At 61.8% G+C, this 24,219-nt stretch carries 20 protein-coding genes and 1 pseudogene; 11 read left to right on the top strand and 10 right to left on the bottom strand.

The genetic code is table 11. The annotated features are described in order from the left end of the window. The first annotated feature begins 167 nt into the window (after positions 1-167). The 4 genes and pseudogenes from CEY11_RS22010 (at position 168) to CEY11_RS21995 (ending at position 3,562) form a co-directional block, all read left to right on the top strand. A complete protein-coding gene (locus tag CEY11_RS22010; RefSeq protein ID WP_158215415.1) occupies positions 168-1,193 on the top strand; it encodes an ABC transporter substrate-binding protein in 1,026 nt (341 codons plus the stop codon). Positions 1,194-1,315: 122 nt separating this feature from the next. Beyond that, positions 1,316-2,009, top strand: a pseudogene (locus CEY11_RS22005) (ABC transporter ATP-binding protein); the annotation flags it as partial. Positions 2,010-2,031: 22 nt separating this feature from the next. Beyond that, positions 2,032-2,808 carry an ABC transporter permease gene (locus tag CEY11_RS22000; RefSeq protein WP_158215414.1) on the top strand — a complete coding sequence of 259 codons (777 nt, stop codon included), beginning with the start codon at positions 2,032-2,034 and terminating at the stop codon, positions 2,806-2,808. Beyond that, on the top strand, positions 2,801-3,562 hold the full coding sequence (locus CEY11_RS21995) for an ABC transporter permease (RefSeq protein WP_158215413.1): 762 nt from the start codon (positions 2,801-2,803) through the stop codon (positions 3,560-3,562). The genes CEY11_RS22000 and CEY11_RS21995 overlap by 8 nt, the downstream gene beginning before the upstream one ends. A 44-nt stretch (positions 3,563-3,606) precedes the next feature. On the opposite strand, the gene CEY11_RS21990 is transcribed toward CEY11_RS21995, so the two are convergent. The 7 genes from CEY11_RS21990 to CEY11_RS21960 all read right to left on the bottom strand — a co-directional run bounded on the left by CEY11_RS21990 (position 3,607) and on the right by CEY11_RS21960 (position 10,848). Further along, entirely contained in the window at positions 3,607-4,173 is a 567-nt protein-coding gene (locus tag CEY11_RS21990) for a MarR family winged helix-turn-helix transcriptional regulator (protein WP_088605573.1), read from the bottom strand. A 37-nt stretch (positions 4,174-4,210) separates the two neighbouring features. Further along, positions 4,211-5,401 carry a Gfo/Idh/MocA family protein gene (locus CEY11_RS21985; protein ID WP_088605572.1) on the bottom strand — a complete coding sequence of 397 codons (1,191 nt, stop codon included), beginning with the start codon at positions 5,399-5,401 and terminating at the stop codon, positions 4,211-4,213. After that, positions 5,401-6,393 (bottom strand): PDR/VanB family oxidoreductase, encoded by a 993-nt coding sequence (locus CEY11_RS21980; RefSeq protein ID WP_088605571.1) that lies wholly within the window; start codon positions 6,391-6,393, stop codon positions 5,401-5,403. The genes CEY11_RS21985 and CEY11_RS21980 overlap by 1 nt, the downstream gene beginning before the upstream one ends. Before the next feature lie 32 nt (positions 6,394-6,425). Then, positions 6,426-7,415 (bottom strand): ABC transporter substrate-binding protein, encoded by a 990-nt coding sequence (locus tag CEY11_RS21975; RefSeq protein ID WP_088605570.1) that lies wholly within the window; start codon positions 7,413-7,415, stop codon positions 6,426-6,428. A 48-nt stretch (positions 7,416-7,463) separates the two neighbouring features. Next, positions 7,464-8,753, bottom strand: coding sequence for a Rieske 2Fe-2S domain-containing protein (locus tag CEY11_RS21970; RefSeq protein ID WP_088605606.1), 1,290 nt, complete (start codon positions 8,751-8,753; stop codon positions 7,464-7,466). 279 nt (positions 8,754-9,032) lie between these two features. Further along, positions 9,033-9,767: a class II aldolase/adducin family protein gene (locus tag CEY11_RS21965; RefSeq protein WP_088605569.1), complete on the bottom strand. Its 735-nt coding sequence runs from the start codon at positions 9,765-9,767 to the stop codon at positions 9,033-9,035. Between the two features lie 184 nt (positions 9,768-9,951). Then, positions 9,952-10,848: a LysR family transcriptional regulator gene (locus CEY11_RS21960; RefSeq protein ID WP_233155023.1), complete on the bottom strand. Its 897-nt coding sequence runs from the start codon at positions 10,846-10,848 to the stop codon at positions 9,952-9,954. Positions 10,849-11,083: 235 nt separating this feature from the next. Here CEY11_RS21960 and CEY11_RS21955 point away from each other — a divergent pair, with 235 nt between their 5' ends. From CEY11_RS21955 to fahA, 4 genes are all read left to right on the top strand, one after another. After that, on the top strand, positions 11,084-13,144 hold the full coding sequence (locus CEY11_RS21955) for a hydantoinase/oxoprolinase family protein (protein WP_088605567.1): 2,061 nt from the start codon (positions 11,084-11,086) through the stop codon (positions 13,142-13,144). Between the two features lie 9 nt (positions 13,145-13,153). After that, complete coding sequence (locus tag CEY11_RS21950; protein WP_088605566.1) at positions 13,154-14,929, top strand: hydantoinase B/oxoprolinase family protein; 1,776 nt, start codon at positions 13,154-13,156, stop codon at positions 14,927-14,929. A gap of 45 nt (positions 14,930-14,974) precedes the next feature. Beyond that, entirely contained in the window at positions 14,975-15,955 is a 981-nt protein-coding gene (locus CEY11_RS21945) for a Bug family tripartite tricarboxylate transporter substrate binding protein (protein ID WP_088605565.1), read from the top strand. A gap of 99 nt (positions 15,956-16,054) precedes the next feature. Next, positions 16,055-17,356 (top strand): fumarylacetoacetase, encoded by a 1,302-nt coding sequence (fahA, locus tag CEY11_RS21940; RefSeq protein WP_088605564.1) that lies wholly within the window; start codon positions 16,055-16,057, stop codon positions 17,354-17,356. Positions 17,357-17,438: 82 nt separating this feature from the next. Here the strand turns inward: fahA and CEY11_RS21935 are convergent, their stop codons facing one another. Genes CEY11_RS21935 through CEY11_RS21925 form a run of 3 tightly spaced genes read right to left on the bottom strand, consistent with a single transcriptional unit; the run spans position 17,439 to position 21,173 of the window. Next, a complete protein-coding gene (locus CEY11_RS21935) occupies positions 17,439-18,848 on the bottom strand; it encodes an FAD-dependent oxidoreductase (RefSeq protein WP_158215411.1) in 1,410 nt (469 codons plus the stop codon). After that, the gene (locus CEY11_RS25980; protein ID WP_088605562.1) at positions 18,845-20,350 is read right to left on the bottom strand and encodes an FAD-dependent oxidoreductase; all 1,506 of its coding nucleotides are present in this window, start codon (positions 20,348-20,350) and stop codon (positions 18,845-18,847) included. The genes CEY11_RS21935 and CEY11_RS25980 overlap by 4 nt, the downstream gene beginning before the upstream one ends. Continuing rightward, positions 20,337-21,173, bottom strand: coding sequence for an IclR family transcriptional regulator (locus CEY11_RS21925; RefSeq protein ID WP_158215410.1), 837 nt, complete (start codon positions 21,171-21,173; stop codon positions 20,337-20,339). Before CEY11_RS21925 ends, CEY11_RS25980 begins: the two co-directional genes overlap by 14 nt. Positions 21,174-21,286: 113 nt before the next feature. On the opposite strand from CEY11_RS21925, the gene CEY11_RS21920 reads away from it, so the two are divergent. From CEY11_RS21920 to CEY11_RS21910, 3 genes are all read left to right on the top strand, one after another. Continuing rightward, positions 21,287-22,276: a Bug family tripartite tricarboxylate transporter substrate binding protein gene (locus CEY11_RS21920; RefSeq protein ID WP_088605560.1), complete on the top strand. Its 990-nt coding sequence runs from the start codon at positions 21,287-21,289 to the stop codon at positions 22,274-22,276. A 22-nt stretch (positions 22,277-22,298) separates the two neighbouring features. Then, complete coding sequence (locus CEY11_RS21915) at positions 22,299-23,291, top strand: NAD(P)H-quinone oxidoreductase (protein ID WP_088605559.1); 993 nt, start codon at positions 22,299-22,301, stop codon at positions 23,289-23,291. A gap of 61 nt (positions 23,292-23,352) precedes the next feature. Next, the gene (locus CEY11_RS21910) at positions 23,353-24,219 is read left to right on the top strand and encodes a fumarylacetoacetate hydrolase family protein (protein ID WP_088605558.1); all 867 of its coding nucleotides are present in this window, start codon (positions 23,353-23,355) and stop codon (positions 24,217-24,219) included.

Here is a 24,219-nt window from a genome sequence, read left to right as displayed (position 1 = left end):
CGTGCAGTGTGGCGGGCGGGTTGTTTGATGCTGCCGGAATTCTCTGCCGAGGTCACCGGCTTTTTGCGGCCGTCCTTCGACTCCTGTGCCCGCCAGAAACGGAAATGCATGCGGCACGCCTGGCGCCGCGTAAATGCATGACCACACTAAATAAGTGGAGACGAAACATGCACAAGCAAATCAGGGGCAAGCGGCCCTCAAAGGCCTGGATGGCGGCCGGTAGCCTCGTGCTCGGCTGTTTGATGATGGCGCTCAATTCCACGAGCGCCATCGCACAAGACGCGTCGGGCCCGACCAAAATCCGCTTCGTGGTCAGCCATCGAAGCGCACTGCTGTCCACCTTGCCAACGTATATTGCCGAAGACAACGGCCTGTTCAAGAAGCACGGGGTCAGCGTCGACTACATCAGCGGCAGCGGCGGCGGCAGCACCTTACGGCTGCTGTCCACGGGCGACGTCGACATGGCCGAAGGCGGTACGCCGGCGGCGATCCTGGCCGCCCATACCGACCCGAACATCGAACTGGTCGAAGGCTGGGCCCGATCGGCCAGCGTCATGGTCTGGATCGCCAAGAAGGCCAGCGGCATCACCTCGCCCGACGGGCTGGCCGGCAAGAAACTGGGCTACAGCAAGGCAGGCTCGGCGTCCCAGTGGCTGGCGGAAGAAAGCACGCACCGGGCCGGCGTCAAGAACGTCTCGTTCGTCTCGGTGGGCGGCATGGGCGACAACTGGACGGCCGTGAAAGGCGGCGTCATCACCGCCGGCTGGGCCATGGAGCCGTTCCTGAGCGAAAAGATCCACGACGACAACGCCGTCGTAGTGCTCGACCCCAGCCGCTACATCAAGCACTATTACCTCGAAGGCATCGCCGTCAACAAGAAGTTCGCCCAGAAGCACACGGCGGCCGTCAAGGGGCTGTTCGAAGCGCTGGACGAAGCCGTGCAGTTCATCAAGGCCAACCCTGAAAAAGCGGCGGAAATCGGCACGCATCACTACAAATCCTCGAAAGCCGTGCTGCTCTCGGGCATCCAGGCCTACCTGAAGAACGACGTGTGGAACATGAAGGTCGACACCGCCGCCTTCAATACCGTCATGAAGGGCATGGTCGACAGCGGCCTGATCGACAAAGAGCTGGACATGAGCAAGCTGGTCAAGCAGACTTACCTGCCAGAACGCCTGCGCACCCCCTTCTGACGGAACACCGCGATGTCCGCTACTGAGTTTCTCGAGTTGAAGGATGTCTCCAAGGTCTATGCCGTACGCCAAAAAGACGGCTCGACGCAACGGATCGAGGTGGTGCACGAAGTCACCCAGACCGTGCCGGAAGGCCACTTTGTCACGGTCGTAGGCCCCAGCGGCTGTGGCAAATCCACCCTGCTCAGCATGATCGCAGGGCTCAACTCGATCAGCAGCGGACAACTGCTGCTCAAGGGCAAACCCATTACCGCCCCACACCCGTCGCTGGGCATGGTCTTCCAGGAAGAGTCCATTTTCCCTTGGATGAATTCCCTCGAGAACGTGTCCTTCGGGCTGGAAATGCAAGATGTGCCCAAGCAGCAGTGCCGCGAACGCGCCCAAGAGGCGCTGAACCTGGTGGGGCTCAAAGGATTCGAGTATTCCTATCCCAAAGAACTTTCGGGCGGGATGCGCCAGCGTGTGGCGATCGCCCGGGCCCTGGCGCTGGATCCCGACATCCTGCTGATGGACGAGCCCTTCGCCGCGGTCGATCCGCAGTCGCGCATGTTCATCGGCACCGAACTGCGCCGCATCTGGAGCGCGACCGGCAAAACCATATTGTTCATCACCCACGACATCAACGAAGCCGTGTTTCTTTCCCAAGAGATCTGGGTCATGTCGAGCAGGCCGGGGCGTATCACCGAAACAATCAAGATCGACCTGCCCGACGAGCGCGACATCTCTATTCTTGGGTCGGATGCCTACACGCAATACACGGGCCACCTGTGGAACGCCATGCGTTCGGAATGGGAAGCCACCCAGGAATCCGCATAGCGCAGGGCATGGGGATCGCGACATGGACAAGCAGACATCCTGGTGGCCGTTGAAACCCAGGTGGGCCATCGCCTTACTCGTCCTGGCTCTTCTGGCCATCATCGAAGCGGTGACGCGGCTAGGCTGGGTGCCGGCCGTCATCCTCGCCCCGCCCACCAAGGTGGCCGGCGTCCTGTGGCAGATCGTGGCCTCCGGCAAGGTTTTCCCGCATCTGTGGCGCACGACCTGGGAAGTCGTGCTTAGCGTGCTGCTGGCCATAGCAGTGGGCGTGCCCATCGGCTTCGGGCTCTGGCGCGCCCCGCTGCTGGGCCGCGTGCTGGAACCCTATCTCGTGGGTACCTACGCGATGCCGCTGGTATTGTTCTACCCCTTCCTGCTGGTGATGTTCGGCCTGGGGGCAACCCCCATCATTGTCATCGCCGCGGCGATGGGGCTGATTCCCGTCATACTCAACAGCTGGGCCGCCTTCCAGCAAGTGCCCGACATCTACTTCAAAGTGTGCGCCAGCTTTCGCTGCACTGGCCCAAGAAAATTCTGGAGGGTGGTGTTCCCGGCCTCGGCGCCCATGATCTTCGCAGGCTTCAAGCTCTGCCTGATCTACGCCTTCGTGGGTGTCATCGTCATGGAATTCATGGTGGGCAGCGTGGGCCTTGGGTTCCAGGTCGCGTACGACTACGATGGATTCAAGATCAACGAGATGTACGCGTATGTCACCATCATCGTCGCGCTGGCCGCGGTCATTACGGCGATTCTGGCGCGCGGCGAAAAGCGCATCCGCGGGGAGATCGGCAATGGCTAGCAGCGCTCGACCGCAGGGCCGCGACTCTTACGCAATTCTGGGCGGGATGATTCTGGTCGCAATCGTCGTCTGCCTGCTCTGGCAACTGGTCTCGACCCTGATCTTCGCGGTACCCGCCCCCTTGAAAACGCTGGAGGCATTCGGCGGCATCGGCGGCGAGCTGGAGCCTGCCGTACGCTCGACCTTCGGCAACGCCGCGGCCGCCTTCCTGCTGGCCGTGGCCATCGGCACGATACTGGGCGTCGTCGTTGGCCGCAGCCCATACTGGTACGCGGTATTCAGCCCGCTGGTCGTGGTGGGCGGCGCCACACCGAAGATCATCATCTACCCCATTCTTTTGCTATTGCTGGGCCTGGGGCCGCGCTCGGTGATCGCCATGGGATTCATCGGCGGCATCTTTTCCATCCTGATCAACGTCATGGTGGCCATCAGGACGATGAAGCCGGTGTACGCCAAGGTGGCCTTGTCGTTGAACGTCAAGCCCTGGCGGGCGCTGACCAGGATCTACCTGCCGGCGGTGTCGCTGCCCCTGCTCACCGGAATACGGCTGTGCTTCGGGCTGACAGTAGTCAACGTCATATTCGCCGAGCTGTTCGCCTCCAAACACGGCATGGGTAAAGTCATCATGGACTATTACGGTGTCGGGCGCTATGCCGAAATGATGGCCATGATATTGATCTTGTTCTTCGTGGCCATGGGCGGCTCTATCGTGCTGTGGGCCCTGGAACGGCGCGTGCGGGGGCGAGTCAGCTAAGCCGGCGACTTATTTTCGGCGACTTATTCCATTTCCAAATCAAATCAGGCTTCGTTGGCGCGCAATTGCTCGGCCTGCTTGATCCAAACGGAAAGCTCCCGCGTGGACGGCAGGCGCCGCCCCACGTCTTCGAAACGCGCTTCGTCGTGGGCCATGTTGGACGCGATGCCCAGCAGCACCCTGCGGCAAGTCTGCACATCGTCGTCGGACAGGCCGCGCGTGCTGACGCTGTTGACCTCTTGGGCGAGCGGTACGAGCTTGTCTTGAAGCTGCTTGCCGGTTTCCGTCAAAAACACATACAGATTCTTGCGGTTGCCGGCCATGTGCTTGCGTTCTATGTAGCCCAGGGATTCCATGGCGCGCAGGGCCGAATAGGTCGTGGGCTCCATGAGCCCTGCCCGCTCGTTGAGTTCGTGCTGGGTCAGGCCGTCTTCTTCCCAGAGTATGCGCAGGAAAGCCCAATGGCCGAACAGCACATTGTGTTCCGCAAGGCGGATTTGCAGGCCACGCACCAGCGAGCGCGCCGCATGGCGGATGAGATGCGCCAGCCGGTCGTCGGGATCGATGTCCTGCCAGCGTTCCGAAACCTTGTTCTTTCCTTCCGAAACCATGTTATCTGCAATGGATAGTAAGCCTGCATCAATGATATCAGGTATGCCGCAAAGCCACGTCCTGCCGCGTTCGATGCGATTCCAGCATGGCCAGGCAGGCCTCGGTGGTGCCCCGGGCCCACTCGCCGGTATGGATGGGCGGCCGGCTGCCGGACACCGCGCCGAGCAGCTCGTCGATGACCTCGGCGCGGGGGACGGCACTGGCTTCCAGCGGCAGGAACGTATGCCGTTCGTCGGCATAGACTTCCAGGCCATGCGGCATGGGCCGGATATCGCCGTGTTCGCACGACACGATGATCGGGCCGAAATGCTGGAACAGCCTGGGCTCGCGAGCAATGCCCGGCGACACATAATCGGGCCCCCCGTAGGTTCGCGCTGCCTTCAGGCTGGCCTCTTGCTGCGCGGACTCGATAGCCTGCAGCCGCCGCCGCGCCGCGCCGTAGGCCGAGGGATTCTTGCTGTCCCCCATTTCCCCGATCCACCCCATCCACTCGTCGGTGTTGAAGTGACCATAGCCGTTGTAGCTGATGGACGCATAGGCGCCGCCCTCGAACCAGAGCAGCGCGCTGTAAGCCCCTTCGGTGGGGCGGGCAGGATCCCAATTGCCCAGCGCGCAGCGCACCCTCTCCAGGCGCTGCCCCGCAAGCAGGCGCACGATATCGACCTGATGCGCCGCCTGGCTGAAGACGGCGCCCCCGCCTTCGGCGGTGACCAGTTCTTCGGGCCGCCGCGGGCGGTACAGGTAATCGGTGTAATTCTGCGCCTGGATCATGGTGAGCCGGCCGAACTGCCCGCTGGCCACCAGGTCCCGCGCCCGCAAGTAAGGCGTATCGAAGCTGTGGCAATGCCCGACGATAAGATGCACGCCTGCCGCGCGGCACGCCGCGATCATGGCGTCACAATCGGCCAGGCTGAGCGCCATCGGTTTTTCCAGCAATACGTGCTTGCCCGCGGCGGCAGCCTGCAGCGTATGCCGCATGTGATGCTGATGCGGGCTGGCAATGTAGACGACCTCTACCGACGCGTCTTGCACAAGTTCGGCCGCGTCGGCATAGGTCGGGCCGCCGAAGTCGGCCGTGAACTGCCGCCGCGCCGCGTCGCGCGGGTCGCTGGCCGCGGCCAGGGCAATCCGCGCATCGGCCAGGAAAGTCGGCAGCATCAGGGTAAAGGCCCGGCCCAGGCCGATAACGCCAATTTTCAGCGGGGCGGGTGTTGGCGCGCCAGCCATCATAGATCCAGTACAAGCTTGTCGGATCGGGCCCTCGAAACACAGACCATGATCTGGTCGTCTTTTTCTTCAGGCATGAGCACCATGTCGCGATGATCCGCAACCCCTTCCAGCATATGCGTGCGGCAGGTGCCGCAGGTGCCGCTTTCGCAGGAACAGGGCACGGGCACGCCCGCCGCGTGCAGCACTTCCAGTATGGTTTTCCCGACGGGCACTTCCAGGCTGCGCCCGGAGCGCGCCAGCGCCACCGTGAAAGCCGTGTCGTCCGGCTTGCGCTCCCCTCCTTCGATGAAGCTTTCGAAGTGGACGCGGCTGCTCGACCAATGGCCCGACATGTCGCGGACGTCTTTCATCAGACTGCGCGGTCCGCAGCAATAGACGTGCCCTTTGTTCGGCTTTTCAAGCACGGGCCACAGATCGTAGCGATCGTGATTCGCCAGGCTGTGATGCAAGGTGACGTGGGGCCCATACGGAGGCGCTGAGAGCAGATCCCGGTATGCCGTGCCCTGCTCGTCGCACGTCAGATAATAAAGCGACCAGGGGATGGCCGAATCTTCACCCAGCGAACGGATCATCGACAGAATGGGAGTGATGCCGATGCCGCCGGCAATCAGGATCAGGCTGCCGGGGTCTTCCACCAGCGCAAAGGCATTGTCCGGGGCCTGTGCCGGCAAGATCTGGCCGGCAACGGTCTGATCCACCAGGCTGACGGAACCGCCGCGGCCCTGCTCGTCGCGCTTGACGGTAATGACGTAATGGCCGGCGTCGGCAGGCGCGTTGCACAAGGAATATTTGCGCCATTCGCCACTGGGTGCCAGCACGCGGATATGGGCGCCCGGCGTAAAAGCGGGCAGTGGCTCTGCGCCCTCCGCGACCAGCTCGAAGGCGTAGATGCCAGAGGCGATCTGATCTTTTTTGGCGATCCGCAGCGCCAGCGGCGCCGCAACGCCGCTGCCTGATCTAGCCCCTGCAATTTCGTCGAGTTCCAGCATAGTGCGGTGACCGCTCGCAATGGGATCCGCGTTCAGATCTTGAAGGATTCGTAGGTGCTGGGATGAAAGAGCTCTTCGATCGGTACCTGCCGGCAAGACAAGCCCTGCTGGAAGTGATGACGCGTGAAGGCTTCCAGGGTCTTGCGGTTCGCATGCACGCCGTATGACCAGAAATCTTCGCCCAGCGCCTCGCGGGCGGACTTGAGCTGCTCTTCGACAAACGGCAGCGTAACCTTGGTCGCCGACGTGTCGGACAGCTTTTCCAGCGCGCGCGCCTTGGACTGCTCGAAAGCCTTCAAAAGAGCGGCTGCCAGCCAGGGATGCTGGTCCGCCAGCGTCTTGCGCAGCCCCAGCAAGTGCATGATCGGGAAAATACCCGTACGCCGGTAGTAGTCCTTGGCAACCGCCGTGGGGTCGTCGAACAGCCAGCCGATGTCCGGATTGTGTTGCGCCGCCCCGAACGGCGCGCGGGGCGCCATGAAGCCATCTAGCTCCCCCCGATCCAGCATATCCGAAATCGTGGTGTCCGCGGGGGCATCCGTGAGGCTCACGCCGGCGGGCAGCGACAGCGATATCTTCTCGAGCCGCCCCGGCTCGTCGATGCCGCCGCGTACCCATTGCACATCGGACGGCTTGACTCCGTAGTCGTCCTCCAGCAAAGCCCGCGCCCAGACATTGGCAGTCAATTGATACTCGGGCACGCCGATGCGTTTGCCTCGCAGATCTTCCGGCGAGCGGATCCGGTCTTTGCGGACATAGATCGAAGTGTGCCGGAAGGCCCGCGACAGGAAAGCCGGCAGTGCAATATAAGGGCTCGTGCCTTGCGCTGCCTTGACCAGATAGCTGGAAAACGAAATCTCGCTGGCGTCGAAGTCTTGGTACCTGAAAGCCCGGAAGAACATTTCCTCGGGGCTGAGCAGCATGAAAGTCGGCTCGACACCGTCGATCTGAACTTCGCCGTCGTATAGCGGCCGGTTGCGATCGTAATCGCCCATCGCAATGGAAAGTGCTAGTTTGGCCACGCTTCCTCCTGTCTTTGTCTGGTGGGCATCGGCGATGCCCAATGCCGTCTACACAGCCTCTGTGCCCGTGACCGGGTGCACCTCACAGGCCCGCCAGTCGGTCTTCTTGGGGAAGATGCCCTGGAACGAGCAGACCGAAGTGCCGACATGGCCGCTGCCGGTTCCGATGGCCGGCTTGCCTGCCTGGAAGTCGCGCACCGCCTCCAGCATTACCCGGCGGAACTCCACCACGGCCAGATCGCCGGCCGCCAGAGTCTCGCCCTTGGAGGTTCTGTCGGCAATCGGCCCCAGGCTGATCCACATCGCCAAGTCCTGGTTGGGAAAACCCTTGATGCCGGTGAAATTGCCCGCCCGCATGGCCTGCCGGTCTTGCCAGAAGCGATTCTCCACGTTGCGATACGGCCGGTACAAGGGGTCGAGATCCGAACCCACGCTCTGGCCGAGGAAGCGGCGCCAAGCCTCGGTATCGGGCGTCGTCAGCGGATTGCCCCACGCCATGAAATAGAACACGGTGTGCGTGTCGTCGATGGGCACATTGAAGTTGGCGACGTTGTAGCGGTTGTTCGGCGGAATGAGCGCCGACGAAGGCGCGATGAAGACCGTCGAGCGGATATAGTCGGTTTCATCCGCATTCGTGATGGGGCGCCTGATGGCCGCGTAGCGAAAACCGTAAGAGGTGTGCTCTACCTGCAAACGCGGCGCCTTGTCCGTGGATGGGCGCAGCCACTTCTTGTCGGTTGCCTGGCCGCCGCCGACGCGCGCCGCCACCATGTCGGACGAGTGCAGGCTGGAACTATGGGAAGAGTCGATATTGCCTTCCAGGATCTGCGCCCAATTGCACGGCACGATGACCTTGGCAATGCTGACGCGCACTTGCTCGTCCGGCGCCCAGGGCGGCGGCACGAACTCGGGAACTTGATCCTGCGGGCCCATGTAGCCCCACACCATGCCGGCCCACTCTTTAGTCTGGTAAGCCCGATGCCGCACCTTGTTGGGCAAATCGCTGGAGGCCGGTTCGGACACCATTTCCAGCACCTTGCCGTCCACGTCCATCTTCCAGCCGTGGTACAGGCAGCGCAAACCACATTCTTCGTTGCGGCCATAAAAGAGCGAAGCCCCCCGATGCGGGCACCGTTCGTCCATGACCCCTACCCGGCCCTTGCTGTCGCGAAACACCACAAGGTCTTCGCCCAGGATCCGGGCACGCACCGGATCGCAATCGGGCTCGCTGACCTCTTCGGCCAGACAGATGGGCAGCCAGTGCCGGCGCATCAGCTGCCCCATCGGAGCATCACCCTCGATACGGCACAGCAGCTCGTTTTCTTCGTTGGTCATGATTCGAATGCCTCCTACAATTCGTCGCCCGACGCCGCCCTGGGATGCGATGAACACGCCAGGGTCACCACGCCTGCTTGCTGTTCGACTTGTCGGGCAGGCCCTTGGCCCTCGATCAAGCACCGGGCAACTCAATAATATTAGATCTCTAAAATTATTTCAAGATATCCGGCTGCGAACTAGCCCAAACTGAGAGAACGAGGTGAACCCGGGCCTGTCGACACTACAAGGAGCGCCGCGCCAAAGGAGCAGCACCCTCTCGCAACGAGCCCTGGACGGCGCTCATGCCTTGGGATTCTTCGCCCTTGCGGTCCACAGGCCCCACGGACGCTGCATGACCGTCTGGATCGAGCGATCCGCCAAGCGGCCTTCTTCAGGGTCGAGATAGCGGATCTCGCCCCCCAGATTGGTGGCCGTTTCCTGCAAGGCCGCGTTCTGCTGCGTGTAAATGGCGCGATAGACGGCAATCGGAAGCGTGCTTCCCACCGCGACGAAGCCATGCCCGCGCATCAGCGAGCTCGCCGCCTCGCCCAACGATTCGGCCAGGGCTGCCCCATGCTCGTGGCACGTGACCAGCATGTCCGTGTGCCCGAACTTCTCGGCAATATCGAAAACCGGCGCGCCATCGGCAAGAAACCCGGCCATATGGTAGATGGGCTTCAATGGAACCGATGAGACGGTGAAAGGAACCACCGTCGCCGAATGGCTGTGGACGATCGCCTGCACATCCGGGCGCCGGCGATAGATTTCGCCATGGATGAATCGCTCTAGATAGAGCTTGCGCTTTTCCGCAGCAACCGGATTGGAATCCAGGTCGAATTCGACCAGGTCTTCCAGCGTCACGATGCCCGGAGCCAGCGACCGGGAAAGGTAATAGCGGTCGGCCCGCGCCGGGCTGCGCAGGCTGACATGCCCGAATCCGTCCAGCACCTGGTTCTCGGCAAGAATCCTGTTTGCCAGCACCAGATCCTCCAGCCCCGCACGCGTGGCGTCATCCGTGATGTTGTCCTGCGCCATGATTCGTCTGTCTCCTGAAACAGCTATCGTTTTTTCGGCCGCGCAGTCATGGCGGCCGTGATGGGTGTCCATACTCTTATATGATCTTATTTGGCCATAATATTAGAGATCTAAATGTATATCAAGCAGCGAAGACAACGCACTGCCTGTCAGAATCAAGAGACTGAAGATCGAGCAGTTACCGCTAGCTCAATTGGCGACGTTCCAGCACTTTGGCCAGATAATCTATCAGGACTCGGGTGCGATAAAGAACCTTCCGGTTGGGGTAAAGAATCCAGAGGCCCGGCAGCTCGCCGTTGGAGTAGACGGACTCGAATTTGGGGAGAATTTCGACGAGCCGCCCCGACGCCAGGTCATCCTTGACGACGTTGCGGCTGAGGCGGGCGATACCCAGGCCCTGCCGCGCCATTTCGATCAGCAACAGATGGGTGTCCGTTTCGATATATGGCGTGATCGCATGAGCGATTAGTTTCTTGCCCTGCCTGAAGAACCAGTTTTTCGGTTCGTTGGTGGAATGAACCAGGCAATCATGGTTGTCCAGGTCGCCGATCTGCTTGGGCACGCCTCGCCGCGCGAGATATGCCGGAGCGGCGCAAAGCACCCGCTGGAATTCGTCGACGCGAACACCCACCACGCCGGCATCCGGCACCCGGCCCGAATGGACAGCGAGATCGTAGCCCTCTTGCACAAGGTTGACGGGACTGTCTGTCGTGGTAATCGACAGACGAATCTCGGGATACTCGCGGCAGAAGTTCACGAGAATCGGCGGGAGATAAACGGTGGCGGCGAAGTGGTTGATGGCAATGCGGATGACGCCGGCCGGCCGTGCCAGCAAAGAGGCCAGATCGTCGTTGATATCTTCGTAGTTCTGCAGCGTCGCCTTCGCCCAGTTCCATGCGACACGGCCCGGTTCCGTCAGTTTGACGCTGCGGGTGGTGCGTTCGAACAGCCGTACCTTGAGGGCCTTCTCGAGCGTGGCGATTTTCCGCGTCGCCAGGGACGGAGATGCGTTCAGGCGACGCGCGGCCCCGGCAATACTGCCCGCGTCGACAATTTCACAGAACAGGCGCAAAAGCTCCATCGACACCGACGATTCTCTTTTCGCCCTATCCGCGGAAACAGATTCCCTGGGGTAGGTACTTATGCCGCTCGCCATTTCAGGATCACGATCGGGAAAGAGTTGAAATTATTGCATGATTTGCACAGGAGGTAGTCGGAATTAGGCATTTTTTTGACGACAATCCTTCTACATAATGCTCCAGGAAACGGGCGGCCCATGAGGGCGGCCGGGCAAAAGCAGAAACAGGAACAAGCGTATGCGCTATATGGTTGCGGCTGACACCGGAGGCACTTTCACCGACGTCGCGGTATACGACGCCGAAAAAGGCGAAGTCAAGTACGGCAAGACGCTGACCAATTACGGCAATCTGGTCGAAGGAGCGCTGGACGGCCTGAACGTCACGGGCGTGGCCCTGGAAGATGCCATCCTGTTCAAGCACGGCACGACCCATGTCATCAACACTTTCATCCAGCGTACCGGCGCGAATACAGCGCTGATCGCAAGCCGCGGCTTCCGCGACACCCTGGAGATCGGCCGAGGCAATCGCCCGGTGCCCTTCGCGCTCGAGTACCGCCGCGATGAACCCCTGGTTCCACGAACCCATCGATTCGAGGTCGAGGGACGCATGGATGCCCAAGGACGAGAGATCCGGCCGCTGGACACGGCAGGCCTGCAGGCCCTTGCCGAACGCTTCAAGCACGATGGAACCGAAGCCGTTGCCGTCTCGTTCGTCAATTCCTATGCGAATCCGGCGCATGAGGAAGCGGCGGTGTCGCTGCTGCGCAAGGCCCTGCCCGGCGTCTACATCACCTGCGGAACCGCCCTGACCCGAGAGTGGTTCGAATACGAACGGGTCTCCACGGCGGCGGCCAACGCGTATGTCGGCTCTCAAATGGAAGAATATATCGGCACCTTCGATGCCTGCCTACGCGAGCGCCGATTCGAAGGTACGTTCTACATGATGGGCTCGAATGGCGGCGTTCTTTCAGTAGACCGCACCCTGGAACAGCCGGTGGCGCTGGTGGAATCGGGGCCCATCGGCGGATGTATCGGCGCCGCCGCCTATGCGCGTGCGCTGGGCATGCCGAAAGTCATAGCCTTCGATATGGGCGGCACGACGGCAAAGTGCGCGCTGATCCAGGACGGCCAGTTCGAAGTCCAGCCCATCTATTATGTCGGCGGCTACGACCATGGCTTTCCGCTCAAGACCCCCGTCCTCGACATTGTCGAAGTAGGCGCCGGCGGCGGATCGATCGCCGCGGTCGACGCCAGCGGCATCCTGACCGTGGGGCCGCGCAGCGCCGGTTCCGAGCCCGGGCCCGTGGCCTTTGGCAGAGGCGGCGTCGAGCCGACGGTTACCGACGCGAATCTGGCATTGGGGCGCATCTCGGGCGGCAACTTCATGCAGGGCAGGCTCAGCCTGGATGACGAGGCATCGCGCGCCGCGATTCGCCGCCAGGTGGCCGACCCCCTGGGATATCGGGGAGAGCCCGGCACCGATGCCGCGGCACAGGGAATACTCGATCTGGCCACCACCACGATGGCCTCGGCAATCAAAGAGATCACCATCGAACGCGGCCACGACGTGCGCGAATTCGGCTTGTTTGTCTTCGGCGGCGGCGGCCCCTTGTTCGGCTCCATCCTGGCACGCAGCCTGCGCATCCCCGAGGTGATAATTCCTCCGCATCCCGGCAATTTTTCCACACTGGGGATGCTGATCGCCGGCGCCCGGGTCGACCTTGCGCGTACAGTCGTGACCGCCGCCTCGGGCAATGCCCTGGAACTCGTCAACGCCGCCTTCGCGGAACTGGAAGCCAGCGCCGAAGCCACGCTGAACGCCGAACTCGGGGCGCAACAGATCCGCTACGAACGAGCCCTGGACATGCGCTATCGGGGACAAAAGCACACCGTACGCGTACCGTTCGAACCGGGCCAGACGATCGAGTCCCTCGTAGCGTCGTTCGGCGACATTTACAAGCGCCGCTACGGCCATGCCAACGAAAAAAACCCGGTCGAAGTGCTGGGTGTCCGCCTCGGCACCGAAGTGGAAATTCCCCGCCCCGAGCTGGCAGGCCTGATAGGCGCCCATGCAACCGCGGGCACGCCCGAGCCCACCGGCCGGCGCTCGGTCTACTTCCCTGCCCCGCACGGCCGCGTCGACGTCCCCGTCTGGCGCCGGGACACCCTGCCGCCGGGCTTCCTGCTGGACGGCCCGGCCGTCATCGAAGAATACAGTTCGACCACGATCCTGATGCCCGGCGATCACGCACGCATCGGCGAATTGGGCGAAATCGTCATTCGTTGCGGCACGGAATAAGGATCCCCCATGAACGCAGTCTCCGAATCCTCCATGGTCGCCGAACGCACGGCTTTCGATCCCATCACCATGGAGATCATCAAGCACGAACTGGTCTCCATTCCCAACCAAATAGATAAAAACATCACGCGCACGGCCTTTTCGCCGCTGATCAACGAATACAAGGATTACGCTGTCGGCATCGTCGATTCGCAAGGGCGACTGATTTCCCAATCGCGCGGCAGCCTCGCGATCTTCGTCGCCAACGCACTGGGCACGGCGGTAAAGGACGGCATCGCCCTGTTCGGGCTCGATCAGCTTCGCCGCGGGGACATCGTGATTTCCAATCACGCGGGTACGCTGGGCCAGCATCTGAACAACGTGGTGATGTATACGCCGGTGCGCGTCGACGGCGACGATGGGGAAGTCACCGCCTTTTTCTGCGTGCTGATGCATTGGATCGACATCGGCGGCATCATGGTGGGATCGTGCAGTTCCACCACCACCACCGAAGTCTTTCAGGAAGGTGTCCAGTTCCGCAGTGTCAAGCTGTTCGATCGCGGCGAACGCCGCGCCGACATGTTCCGCATGATCGAATACAACACGCGCTTTCCCGAAATGCTGCTGGGCGATGTAGAGGCTCAGATCGCCGGCTGCCTCATGGGGCGCGACATGGTCGCCGAAATCGTAAACAAGTACGGAAGCGCGACCTACCATGCCGCCGTCCATTCGATGTGGGACATTGCCGAGCAACGCGCCCGCGCCGCCATCAAGGCCGCGCCGTCAGGCGATTACACCGCCGAGTCCTTCCTCGACAACGACGGCCTTTACCTCGACAAGATTGTGCCCATCAGCGTGCGCGTCGTGGTCGACGGCGATCGGATCAAGGTCGATTTCTCCAATGTGGCGGATCAGTTGCCCGGCCCTCTCAACGCAGGCCGCAACGGGGGTGCCGTAGCGGCCGCCCGCATCGCAATCAAATACTTGTTTTCTCCCGACGATCCGGTCAACGAAGGAGACTTCCGGCCCCTGGAAGTCGAGATTCCGGAAGGCAAGTTCCTTTCGGCGCGCCCCGATGCGGCCATCGGCGGTTCGGGCAACATGATCCCCACCGTGGTCGACACCATTCTGAGAGCGATGGCCGACGCCTTCCCCGACAGAGTCGCCGCGGCCCACCACGGCACCTACGGCGTGCACGCCTTCCATGGCATCAGCCCCGCGACAGGGGCGCAATTTTTCCACCTCGACACCTGCGTGGGCGGCTGGGGCGCCACTTCCTCGATGGATGGCTACGGCCCGTCCCGCTCGAATGTCCACGGCGACACCTCCGACGTGCCGGTGGAAATGCAGGAGGCTTTTCACCCCTATCGCCTCGAATCCTATGAAATCCGTCAAGATTCCGCGGGCCCGGGCCGCATGCGCGGAGGGGTCGGAGTGATCAAGCAATACCACATCACGGGCCCCTGCCGGCTCAACCTGAAAATCGACCGAACCAAGTGCCCGCCATGGGGCCTCGCCGGAGGCGGCGCCGGAAAGCCTGGCGACGTGGAGATCCACCGGACCAGCGGCGAAATCCTGAGAGTCCTCAAGGATGATCACGAACTGAACGCCGGCGATCGGGTGATTATCAAGACGGGCGGAGGCGGCGGCTACGGGCCGGCACGCGAGCGGGATCCCGAACGGGTTCGCAGAGATGTCGAGAACGGCTACGTCTCGCGCGAGGCCGCACGCCGCGACTACCTGGTGGAAATCGACGAACAAGGCCGATTGGATCCAGACATTACGGCAAAACTGCGGCGCGCATGAGTTGGCGCGCCCTCATTCTAGAACAGGCAAACCGGAGACAATGACATGAAACGCTGGAAACTCGTTCTTACAAGCCTTATGGCCGCCACCTATCTGGGGTCGGGCTGTGCGCAAGCCCAGGGCGCGGGCGACTACCCGAACCACCCTATCCGCATCATCGTGCCGTTCGGCGCAGGCGGCGTCACGGATGTGCTTGCCCGGGTTCTGGGCAAAGAGATCGGCAAGGATTTCGGCCAGCCGGTCGTGGTGGAAAATGTCGTGGGCGCCACCAGCATCATAGGCACGCACAAGGTTGCTCGAGCCGAGCCCGACGGCTACACGCTGCTGCTGACGTCCAATGCCTTTACGATCAATCCGGCGCTACGAAAATCGCTGCCCTTCGACCCGATCAAGGACTTCACGCCGATAACGTTACTGGCGGCTTCGCCGAACATGCTGGTGGTCAGGAGCGACTCTCCGTACGACACCGTGGCGAAATACATAGCGGCGGCCAAGGCCGCGCCGGGGAAAATCACTTTCGCATTCTCGGGCATCGGCACCTCGCTGCACATCGCAGGGGAACAGTTCAGTCTGATCACCGGAACCCGCTACAATGCCATCCCCTATGCCGCGTCGAATCAATCGATCCAGGCTGTCATCGGAGGCCAGACCGATTCTTCCTGGTCGGCGGTCAATTCAGCCCTTCCTTTTGTCCAGAACAAGCGCTTGAAGGCACTTGCCATCGCTACCGACAAGCGCTCTTCATTCGTGCCGGATGTCCCGACTTTTTCCGAGCTGGGCATCAAAGGCATGAAAAGTGAAACCTGGCTGGCACTGCTCGGCCCCGCCCATCTGCCGCAGCCCATTGCGATCAAGCTGGATACCGAGCTGAAGAAGCTGCTCGCACGGCCGGATATCATGGAAAAAATTGTCTCCCTGGGCGCCGAACCCGTCGGCACGGAACTGGACAAGTTCGGTGCACAGATCCGCGAGGAAATCGCGATGTACCAAAAGATTGTCAAATCCGCCGGGATCACACCTAATTGATATAGGCATGATGCCGCGGCTTTGTGAGGCCCCGCCGCGGCATCCGAAAGCAGCGCGACTGCGGGCCGCCCAAGGGCCCATTTACAGGGGAATCGCGACATGCCGGTTGAACTGAACGAAACGCATGACCCGCTATTGACGAGTTGGGTCGCCGGCGCAAACGAAGCCGGCACCGATTTTCCGATTCAGAACCTTCCTTACGGCGTTTTCGCGCGCGCAGGCAAGCCGCGAGTAGGCGTCGCAATTGGAGACAGCATCCTGGACGTAGCCGAGGCTGCACAGGCCGGCTCGTTCACGGGAATGGCGGAAGTCTCCGCAAAGGCCTGCCAAAGCGGGCAACTCAATGCATTGATGGAACTCGGCCCCGACTATTGGGCCGCGCTGCGCCTGGGTCTTTCCAGGCTGCTCAGGCAGGGTGGCGCCACAAAAGCGGCGGAAAGCTGCCTCGTGGATCGCAAATGCGCGCAAATGCGGCTTCCCGCGAGCATCAGCAATTTCACGGACTTTTACACCTCCATCCATCATGCCACCAACGCCGGCCGGATGATGCGCCCCGATGCGCCGCTGCTGCCGAATTTCAAGCATATGCCCATTGCCTACCATGGACGGGCGTCGTCGGTGGCGGTCAGCGGAACGTCGGTCAGACGGCCCAAAGGGCAGTCGCGCGCCAAGAACGCCAGCCTACCGTCTTACGGCCCGACCCAGCGCATGGATTTCGAGCTGGAGGTGGGCTTTTACGTCGGCCCAGGCAATGCCATCGGCGAAACCGTCGCCCTGGCCGACGCGCCGGGCCATATCTTCGGTTTGAGCCTGGTCAACGACTGGTCTGCCCGGGATATTCAATCTTGGGAATACCAGCCGCTCGGCCCATTTCTTGCCAAGAGTTTCCTGACGTCGGTCTCGCCCTGGATCGTCACGCTGGAAGCGCTGGCCCCATTTCGCGTGGCGGCTGCCGACCGGGGCCGCGACGCCCCCGACCTGCTCGCCCATCTCGACGATGCGCAAGATCGCACGCATGGCGGAATACACCTGCAGCTCGAGGTTTTTCTGCAGACACCGAAAATGCGCGGCGCAGGCATATCTCCTGAGAGAATCAGCGGGTCGAACTTCGACGGCCAATACTGGACGATTTTCCAGATGCTCGCACATCACACCAGCAACGGATGCAATCTGCTTGCCGGCGATCTAGTGGCCAGTGGCACCGTGTCCGGTTCCGGCCTGTCCGAAGCCGGGTGCCTTTTGGAAATGACGCTGGGAGGAACGCGCCCTCTGGCATTGCCCAATGGGGAAACCCGGAGCTTCCTGGAAGACGGGGACGAGATCCTTTTTCGAGGGTTCTGCGAACGCACCGGCGCCGCGCGTATCGGTTTTGGCGAATGCGCGGGCCGCATCGAAGGGTAAGCCGGAGGAGCCCTGTTAAGGTTCCCTGTAAGCTCGAGCATCGGCCTTCCCGGATTACCGGGTCGGCGCCGTACTTCCTCAGCTAACGTACACGGGCCGATGCTGCTGCCTGGGCGCCGGCCTTGCGTCCCGTAACGAGTGCGCAGGCCAGCCCTCCCATATAACCACGGTTGCTCAATCCTCCGACATCGCACCCCGCCGCATAAAGATTCGGAAAGGCACAATAGTCGACGTCCGCGGTGTCCGCCAACAACATCGGAAGCGTGGAAACCGTTCCAGTTCGCCGCAGAACCCGCATATCCACATCCGTGGCGAGGCCGCCGCAAGTGAAAGTGATGCCCGCCCGCACCTTGACGGCAGTGAATGGCGCCGTTGCTATGGGGTGCAAGTTACGCCTTCTTGGCGGCACGAGTTGATCGGCCGTACCGGCCGCCAATGCAGTGTTGAATGCCTGAATCGTATTCAACACTTCTTGCGCGGGCAGGCCCCAGGCCTTTAGCGAATCGGCCAACGCCTCTATGCTGTCCTTCCGTAAGACCGAAGCGCCAGCGGCCTCGGCACGGGTCACGCTGACATGAGGCGGCGCAAGTACGAATTCACGCGACATCGCTGCAATATCGTTGTCGATAATGTATATCGCCGTCGCTTTTTCCTGTCTGGCTATCTCGGCATTCAGCGCTTCCTCTCCGGTGCCGGCCGACTCGTCCACAAAGCGGCGGCCGCTGAGATTCAATGCCAATGCATAGTTTCCGTATCGTTGCGTCATATCGGAAAATTGCCGCGGCCCGAAGCGCGCGGGCGGCGCGGCCATGGCATGGCCATAGAACTCGCCCATGCCTCTCGTCAAGGCCGCGCCCAGCTCCATCGCAGCGGTCAGGCCGTCTCCGGTGCTCCACGGATTGGCGCGTAGATAGATATTGTCCGTCTCGGAAGTGATCCAGCGTGCAACCAATTCCGGGTTGCCCTGAAATCCGCCCGTCGCAAGAATGACGGCATCCGCCTCCAGCGTGCTCGTGTCAGTCTCGGATAAGTACACATCCACCTCGTAGCCCCAGTTGCGCACGGGCCGCAGCCGGTGCATTGCAACGTCCGTCCGGATCCGGCCGCCCAGCAGCTCGACCCGGCGAACCATGGCAGAGATCACCTGATCCGGCGCCACCGTCCGCCCCTGGCCGTACCATTGGAACGGACGAACCGGGCCGCATTCGACGCCTTGGCTCTCGAGCCAGCCAAGATCCTGAAGATGGCTCTCGAACACCATATCCTGCAAAGACTCGTTGCCGCGAACTTCGCTGCGAAGCGCAGAAGCTTCCTTGAATGTCCACACCAGGCCATTCGACAACCGCATCGATCCGCCCAGCCGTTTGCTTTTTTCTATGACGGTAACGGCCGCGCCCGCCTCGAGCGCCGAAACGGCGGCGCACAATCCTGCCATACCGCCGCCCACGATCAGGACGGCCGGGGCATCTGTCGGTTTCGCTTCCAGCTTCAAGCCTCGCCTCGCTTTGAAACGCATGTAAAGGGCGACACCGGCACGACGCCATGACGCACCTCGTCGGCCGCCAGCCGGCCCGCTATACGGCCAGAGACGAACGCCCATGCAAGATGGTGGCCGTGTCCCTTGAGCAGCAGCCCCCCCTGCCCGGCCGATCCCGCCGCATACAGGCCGGGAATAGGTGCGTCTGCGGCATCGAGAACCTCCAGGCGTGGACTGACCGCCAGCCCGCCATCCGCAATCACCGTCACCGCGTGGATGGGCCCCAGCAATAGATATGGGCCGCTCTCGAAACCTGCCGATTGCGCCGCCTGTTGCAGCGCCTCCACCGGCATGTTGTTGCGTACCGCAAGTGTCCGGACTTCCTTGCCCCGCGTGCACAGATCGGGGCGGTTGCGCTCATAGTCATCAATGTAGGCGTACGCGACACCTGGCGCGGTGGAAACGAAGTTCGGCCAGTGCGAACAAAGCTGCAGCCGAGGGCCGTCCATGAACAGCCAGGCGGCATTGTCCGGCTGCCTGGCGATGCCATGGCCGATCTTCTCGCCTTCGCGCAAGAATGTTTCACCGTTTTTATTTACCAGCACGGCGCCCAACTTGAGCAGATGCGCTTCGGGAGCCAAGGCCGTCGTGACGAAACTCATGATGAACGGACGCGCCAGCCTTGGCGGCAACACGCGCATCGCCCATCGCATGATGGTAGTGATCGGCCGAACGGGAGGCAGCGACAAGAACCAAGGCCGGCGTGCAGGCGGCGCAAACCTGAAACGCGGGTCGTTGAGCGCAATGTCGCCATTGACGATCCGGCCTCCCACCACACGCCCCATCCGTTGACAGTCTCCGGTAGCAAGACTGTTGACCGCAGGGATGCCCGTCTGATCCGCATTGCCGAACTCAATCTTGAATTCACGGCTGGCGTTGAAATCGCCGCCAGCCAGCACAACGGCCTCCGCACTCAGGATCCGGGACTGTCCATCCGGCCCGCAGGCCTGGACGCCCACGACGCGGCCATCGGCATCTTGCAGCAGTTTCTCGGCCCGGGTCTGCAGCAGGCACTGCACGCCGGCTCGGCGCGCCCGTCGCGACAAATGGTAGATGTATGAACCAGAGTTGGGCAGCACATTATGCATGCGCGGCTTTCTGTGGGGCGGTTCTTCGAAGACGCCGATGAATTCCACGCCGCTTTCGCGCAGCCAGGCGACGGCGTCGGCCGCATGGCGAGTCAGCACTTCGCACAAGGCCATGTTGTCCCGCGCGGCCAGATCTGCGGCCCAAGCCGGCATATCGGCCAGATGATCCTTCCAGGAGTCCTGGATCCCTGCCGCACGCTGATCGGGCGTTCCCGCCGCCGTGATCGAGCCGATCGACCACCCCGTGCTGCCGCCCAGACGCTCGCCTTTTTCGAGCAGCAGAACCGAGCGGCCGGCCTCGGCTGCCGTGATGGCCGCGGCCAGGCCAGCACCGCCGCCGCCGATCACGAGAACATCAGGCTTCTTCATGAAGTTCTCCTACGCGGACTTGCGGCCAGACGGCGGCCAGCTTCTCTGCCGCGGCTATGACCTTGGGCGCGCACTGCTCCAGGGCAGGGCGATCCATATGAGCCACCGGCGCGGCCAGGGTTATGACCCCCACGCACAAAGGCTCGTCCTGATCGAACGGCCGGATAAGGATCGGAGCGCCTACCGCCCCCACGCCCAGGCCGTGTTCCTCGTACGAAATGGCGTAGCCCCTTTCGGCCGTCAGGCGCAGGTCGGCCATGATCTTCTTGATGTCCACCAAGGAATGCGGAGTCATACGCGGCAGCCCACGCGCAAGAATCAGGCGGCGCGCATCGGCTGGGTCGAGTGTGGCCAGCCATGCCTTGCCAGCGGCGTGCGTATGAAAGGTGATTTCCGTACTGTAGTTCGGGTCGATCTGGAGTATTCGCTTCTTCGTCAGAATCGACATCACCCACGTGATGGCGTCCTGTTCGACAACGGCCAGCCGAATGAACTCTCCGGTCTGATCCGCCAGTTCGCGCAGAATCACCTGGCTCTGATTCAACAGCCGCGAACGCGACATCTTTCTCATGCCGACATTGCTGATCCGGTAGGTCAGGCAGTAATTGCCGCTGTGCTCGTCTTTGAAGACGTACTGGGTTGCGATGAGGGTGTTGAGCAGCTTGAACGCGATGGATTTATTCACTCCAAGCAGATTGAGGATTTCTGTGAACGACAAGCCCTCCCGTGAATCGGCCAGTCGTTCGATGATAAACAAGGCCCTCTCTACGCCGGCGATGGTCTCGGTCTGTTTCTCTTCATGGATTTCCGGGATCTTGCTCATATGTCTCGCCCCTTGGTTGACAGAGTTAAGGTAACCCATGTTACCATACGATCGGTTTCATTGGTAACCATGGTTACCTTAAAAGCAAACCACCCTTATCATCGGAGACAGACATGCCCATCGACCTACCCCGTCGAGCACTAATTTGCAGCACGCTGGCTTTCGGAGCGCTTGGCGTGCAGATACAGGCCCACGGCGCGGCAACAGAGCGTTTTCCTTCCCGCCCAATCAAACTCATCGTTCCATATCCTGCAGGCGGCTCCACCGACCAGCTGGCGCGCATGATTGCCGAACCAATGTCCAAATCGCTGGGCCAAGCGGTCTACGTGGAAAATCGCGGCGGGGGCAACACCATGATCGGCTCGGCCGCAGCCTCGCGCGCGCCGGCGGACGGCTACACGCTGCTGGTCAACAGTCTGGCATTCTCTGTCAACGTGTTGGTGACCAAGCATTCGTCCTACCGCACAGACGATTTCATACCCGTGGCGCCCCTGGTAACAACGCCTTATGTGTTGAGCGTCAATCCGGGCGTACCGGCCCAGTCGCTGCAGGAATTGCTCGATTACGCAAGACGCGCGCCCGACAAGGTCAACGCAGTCTCGCTGGGGGTGGGCGGCGTCACTCACCTGCTCAACGAGCGGCTGGCTGCAGCGACCCATGTCCCTATCACCAGTGTGCATTACCGCGGGGCGGGCCCCGCAATGATCGACCTGCTGTCGGGCCAGGTTCAATTTTTCATCGATACGGCCGTGACTTCCATGCCGAACTTGCGCACGCACAAATTGCGGCCACTCGCGGTTACCTCCGCGGAGCGAATGAAGCTACTGCCCGAAGTGCCGACATTCAAAGAACTAGGCTACCCGGAAATGACGCAAGAGTCCTGGTTCGGCGTATTCGCGCCGAAGGGAACGCCAGCCGACATCGTGCAACGGCTCAACGTCGAGGTGCGAAAGGCCATGGCCTCGCCCGCAGTCCAGCAGATCATCACTCATGACGGCCTGCAGGCGCCCCAGTGGACGCCGCAAGAGTTCGACCAGTTCATACGTCGGGATTCCGCAACATGGGCCGCCATCGTAAAGAAGCTGAACATCCAATTGGACTAGGCCAACACTGACTGCAGAATCCATGAAAGCCATTGAAATCAGCCAACCTGGCGGGCCTGACGTACTTCGCTTGTGCGAGCGGCCAGAGCCCAGCGTCGGTCCACACGACGTACTCATCCGCGTAGCGGCGGCTAGCGTGAACCGCCCGGACGTGCAACAACGCAAGGGATTGTACGATCCGCCACCGGGCGCCTCGGACATCCCCGGCCTCGATACCGCCGGCATCGTCGAACGGGTCGGCGCCGCTGTGGAACGCATCCGCCCAGGCGACCGAGTTTGCGCCTTGTCCACCGGCGGCGGCTATGCGGAGTTATGCGCCGTACCGCAAGGACAGGTAATGCCCGTGCCCGCCGGACTGAGCCTGACGGAAGCGGCGACACTGCCCGAAGTGTTCTTCACGGCCTGGCACAACGTTTTCCAACTTTCCCGACTGGAAAGGAACGAAGCGCTGTTGATTCAGGGGGGCACCAGCGGCGTGGGCCTTGCCGCCACTCAAATGGCGCGCGTGCTGCGTCATGCGCGCGTGTTCGCCACCGCCGGCAGTGCCGAAAAATGCAGCGTCAGCGAGGCCTACGGCGCCCAATGCGTGGATTATCACGACCCAGCCTGGGGCCAGGCACTGCGCGATCTTGCGGGCGAGCGCGGGTTCGACGTGATCCTGGATTCACAGGCCGGCGACTATGTCGACATCGAAGTCGGACTGCTGGCCATAGGCGGCCGTCTCGCCCTGATCGGCAACCATCGCGGCGAGTACTCGACTCTGCGCACCCGCTCTTTCGTGCAGCGCAGCCTGACGCTTACCGGCGCGCAGATCCGCCGGCGCGACACCGCCTTCAAACAAAAAATTGCCAATGAACTCGTCCAATACGTATGGCCCGAGCTTGCGCAACGGCGCATCCGCACACTGGTGCAGGCCGCTTTCCCGCTCGAGCAGGCTGCGGCTGCGCAGCAAATCCTCGACGACAACCAGCAGATGGGCAAAGTGGTATTGATCGTAGATCGGGCCATTGCCTGAGCGCGCTGCAGCCTCCTTTGCACCTTTCCAACTCTCTTTCTTCTATCAGGACAGGCTCTTTATGAAGTTCATCAGTTTTGAAATAGATGGCCGTGCCTCTTGCGGTATCCAGCAGGGCGACAGCGTACACGACTTGAGCCCGGCCTTTCCAGGACAGGCCTATGACTTGAAAGCCCTTATCACCCGCGACCTGCTGGGCGAAGCCATGGCCTACGCGCGCAGCCACGAGGCTACGCTGCGGCTCGCCGATATCAAGCTCCTGCCGGTCATCCCGAACCCCGAAAAGATCATATGCGTCGGCCTCAACTACGGCGAACATGTGCGCGAAACGGGGCGTGAAGTTACCGAAAGCCCGACACTTTTCTTACGGGTTCCCTCGTCCCAGCTCGCGCACGGCGCGGCGCTCGTGCGCCCCGCCGAATCGGCCAGGTTCGACTACGAGGGCGAGATAGCAATCATCATCGGCCGCGGCGGGCGCCGTATCGCGGCGTCCGATGCCTGGTCGCACATTGCCGGCTATGCCTGCTACAACGACGGATCCATACGCGACTGGCAAATGGCGACCTCTCAATGGACGGCCGGCAAGAACTTCTGGCGCACCGGCGCCTTCGGCCCGTGGATGACAAGCGCCGACGAAATCCCTCCCGGGCAAGTAATGACACTGGTCACGCGCCTGAACGGCGAGGAAATGCAGCGCACAACGACGAACAAGATGATCCACAATATCCCCCAGCAGATTGCCTACATTTCCACCTTCGTCCCGTTGGCGCCGGGCGACGTGATCGTAACCGGTACACCAGGCGGAGTGGGCGCCAAACGCAACCCTCCGGTATTCATGAAACACGGCGATGTCGTAGAAATCGAAGTCGATGCCATAGGCGTGCTTCGCAATACGGTATGCGACGAAAACCTGCTGGCGGAGGCTTGA

The organism is Candidimonas nitroreducens (assembly GCF_002209565.1).
Taxonomy (GTDB): domain Bacteria; phylum Pseudomonadota; class Gammaproteobacteria; order Burkholderiales; family Burkholderiaceae_B; genus Candidimonas; species Candidimonas nitroreducens.
Note: the sequence above shows the minus strand (reverse complement) of the source record. Positions and strands in the feature narration are given on the sequence as shown.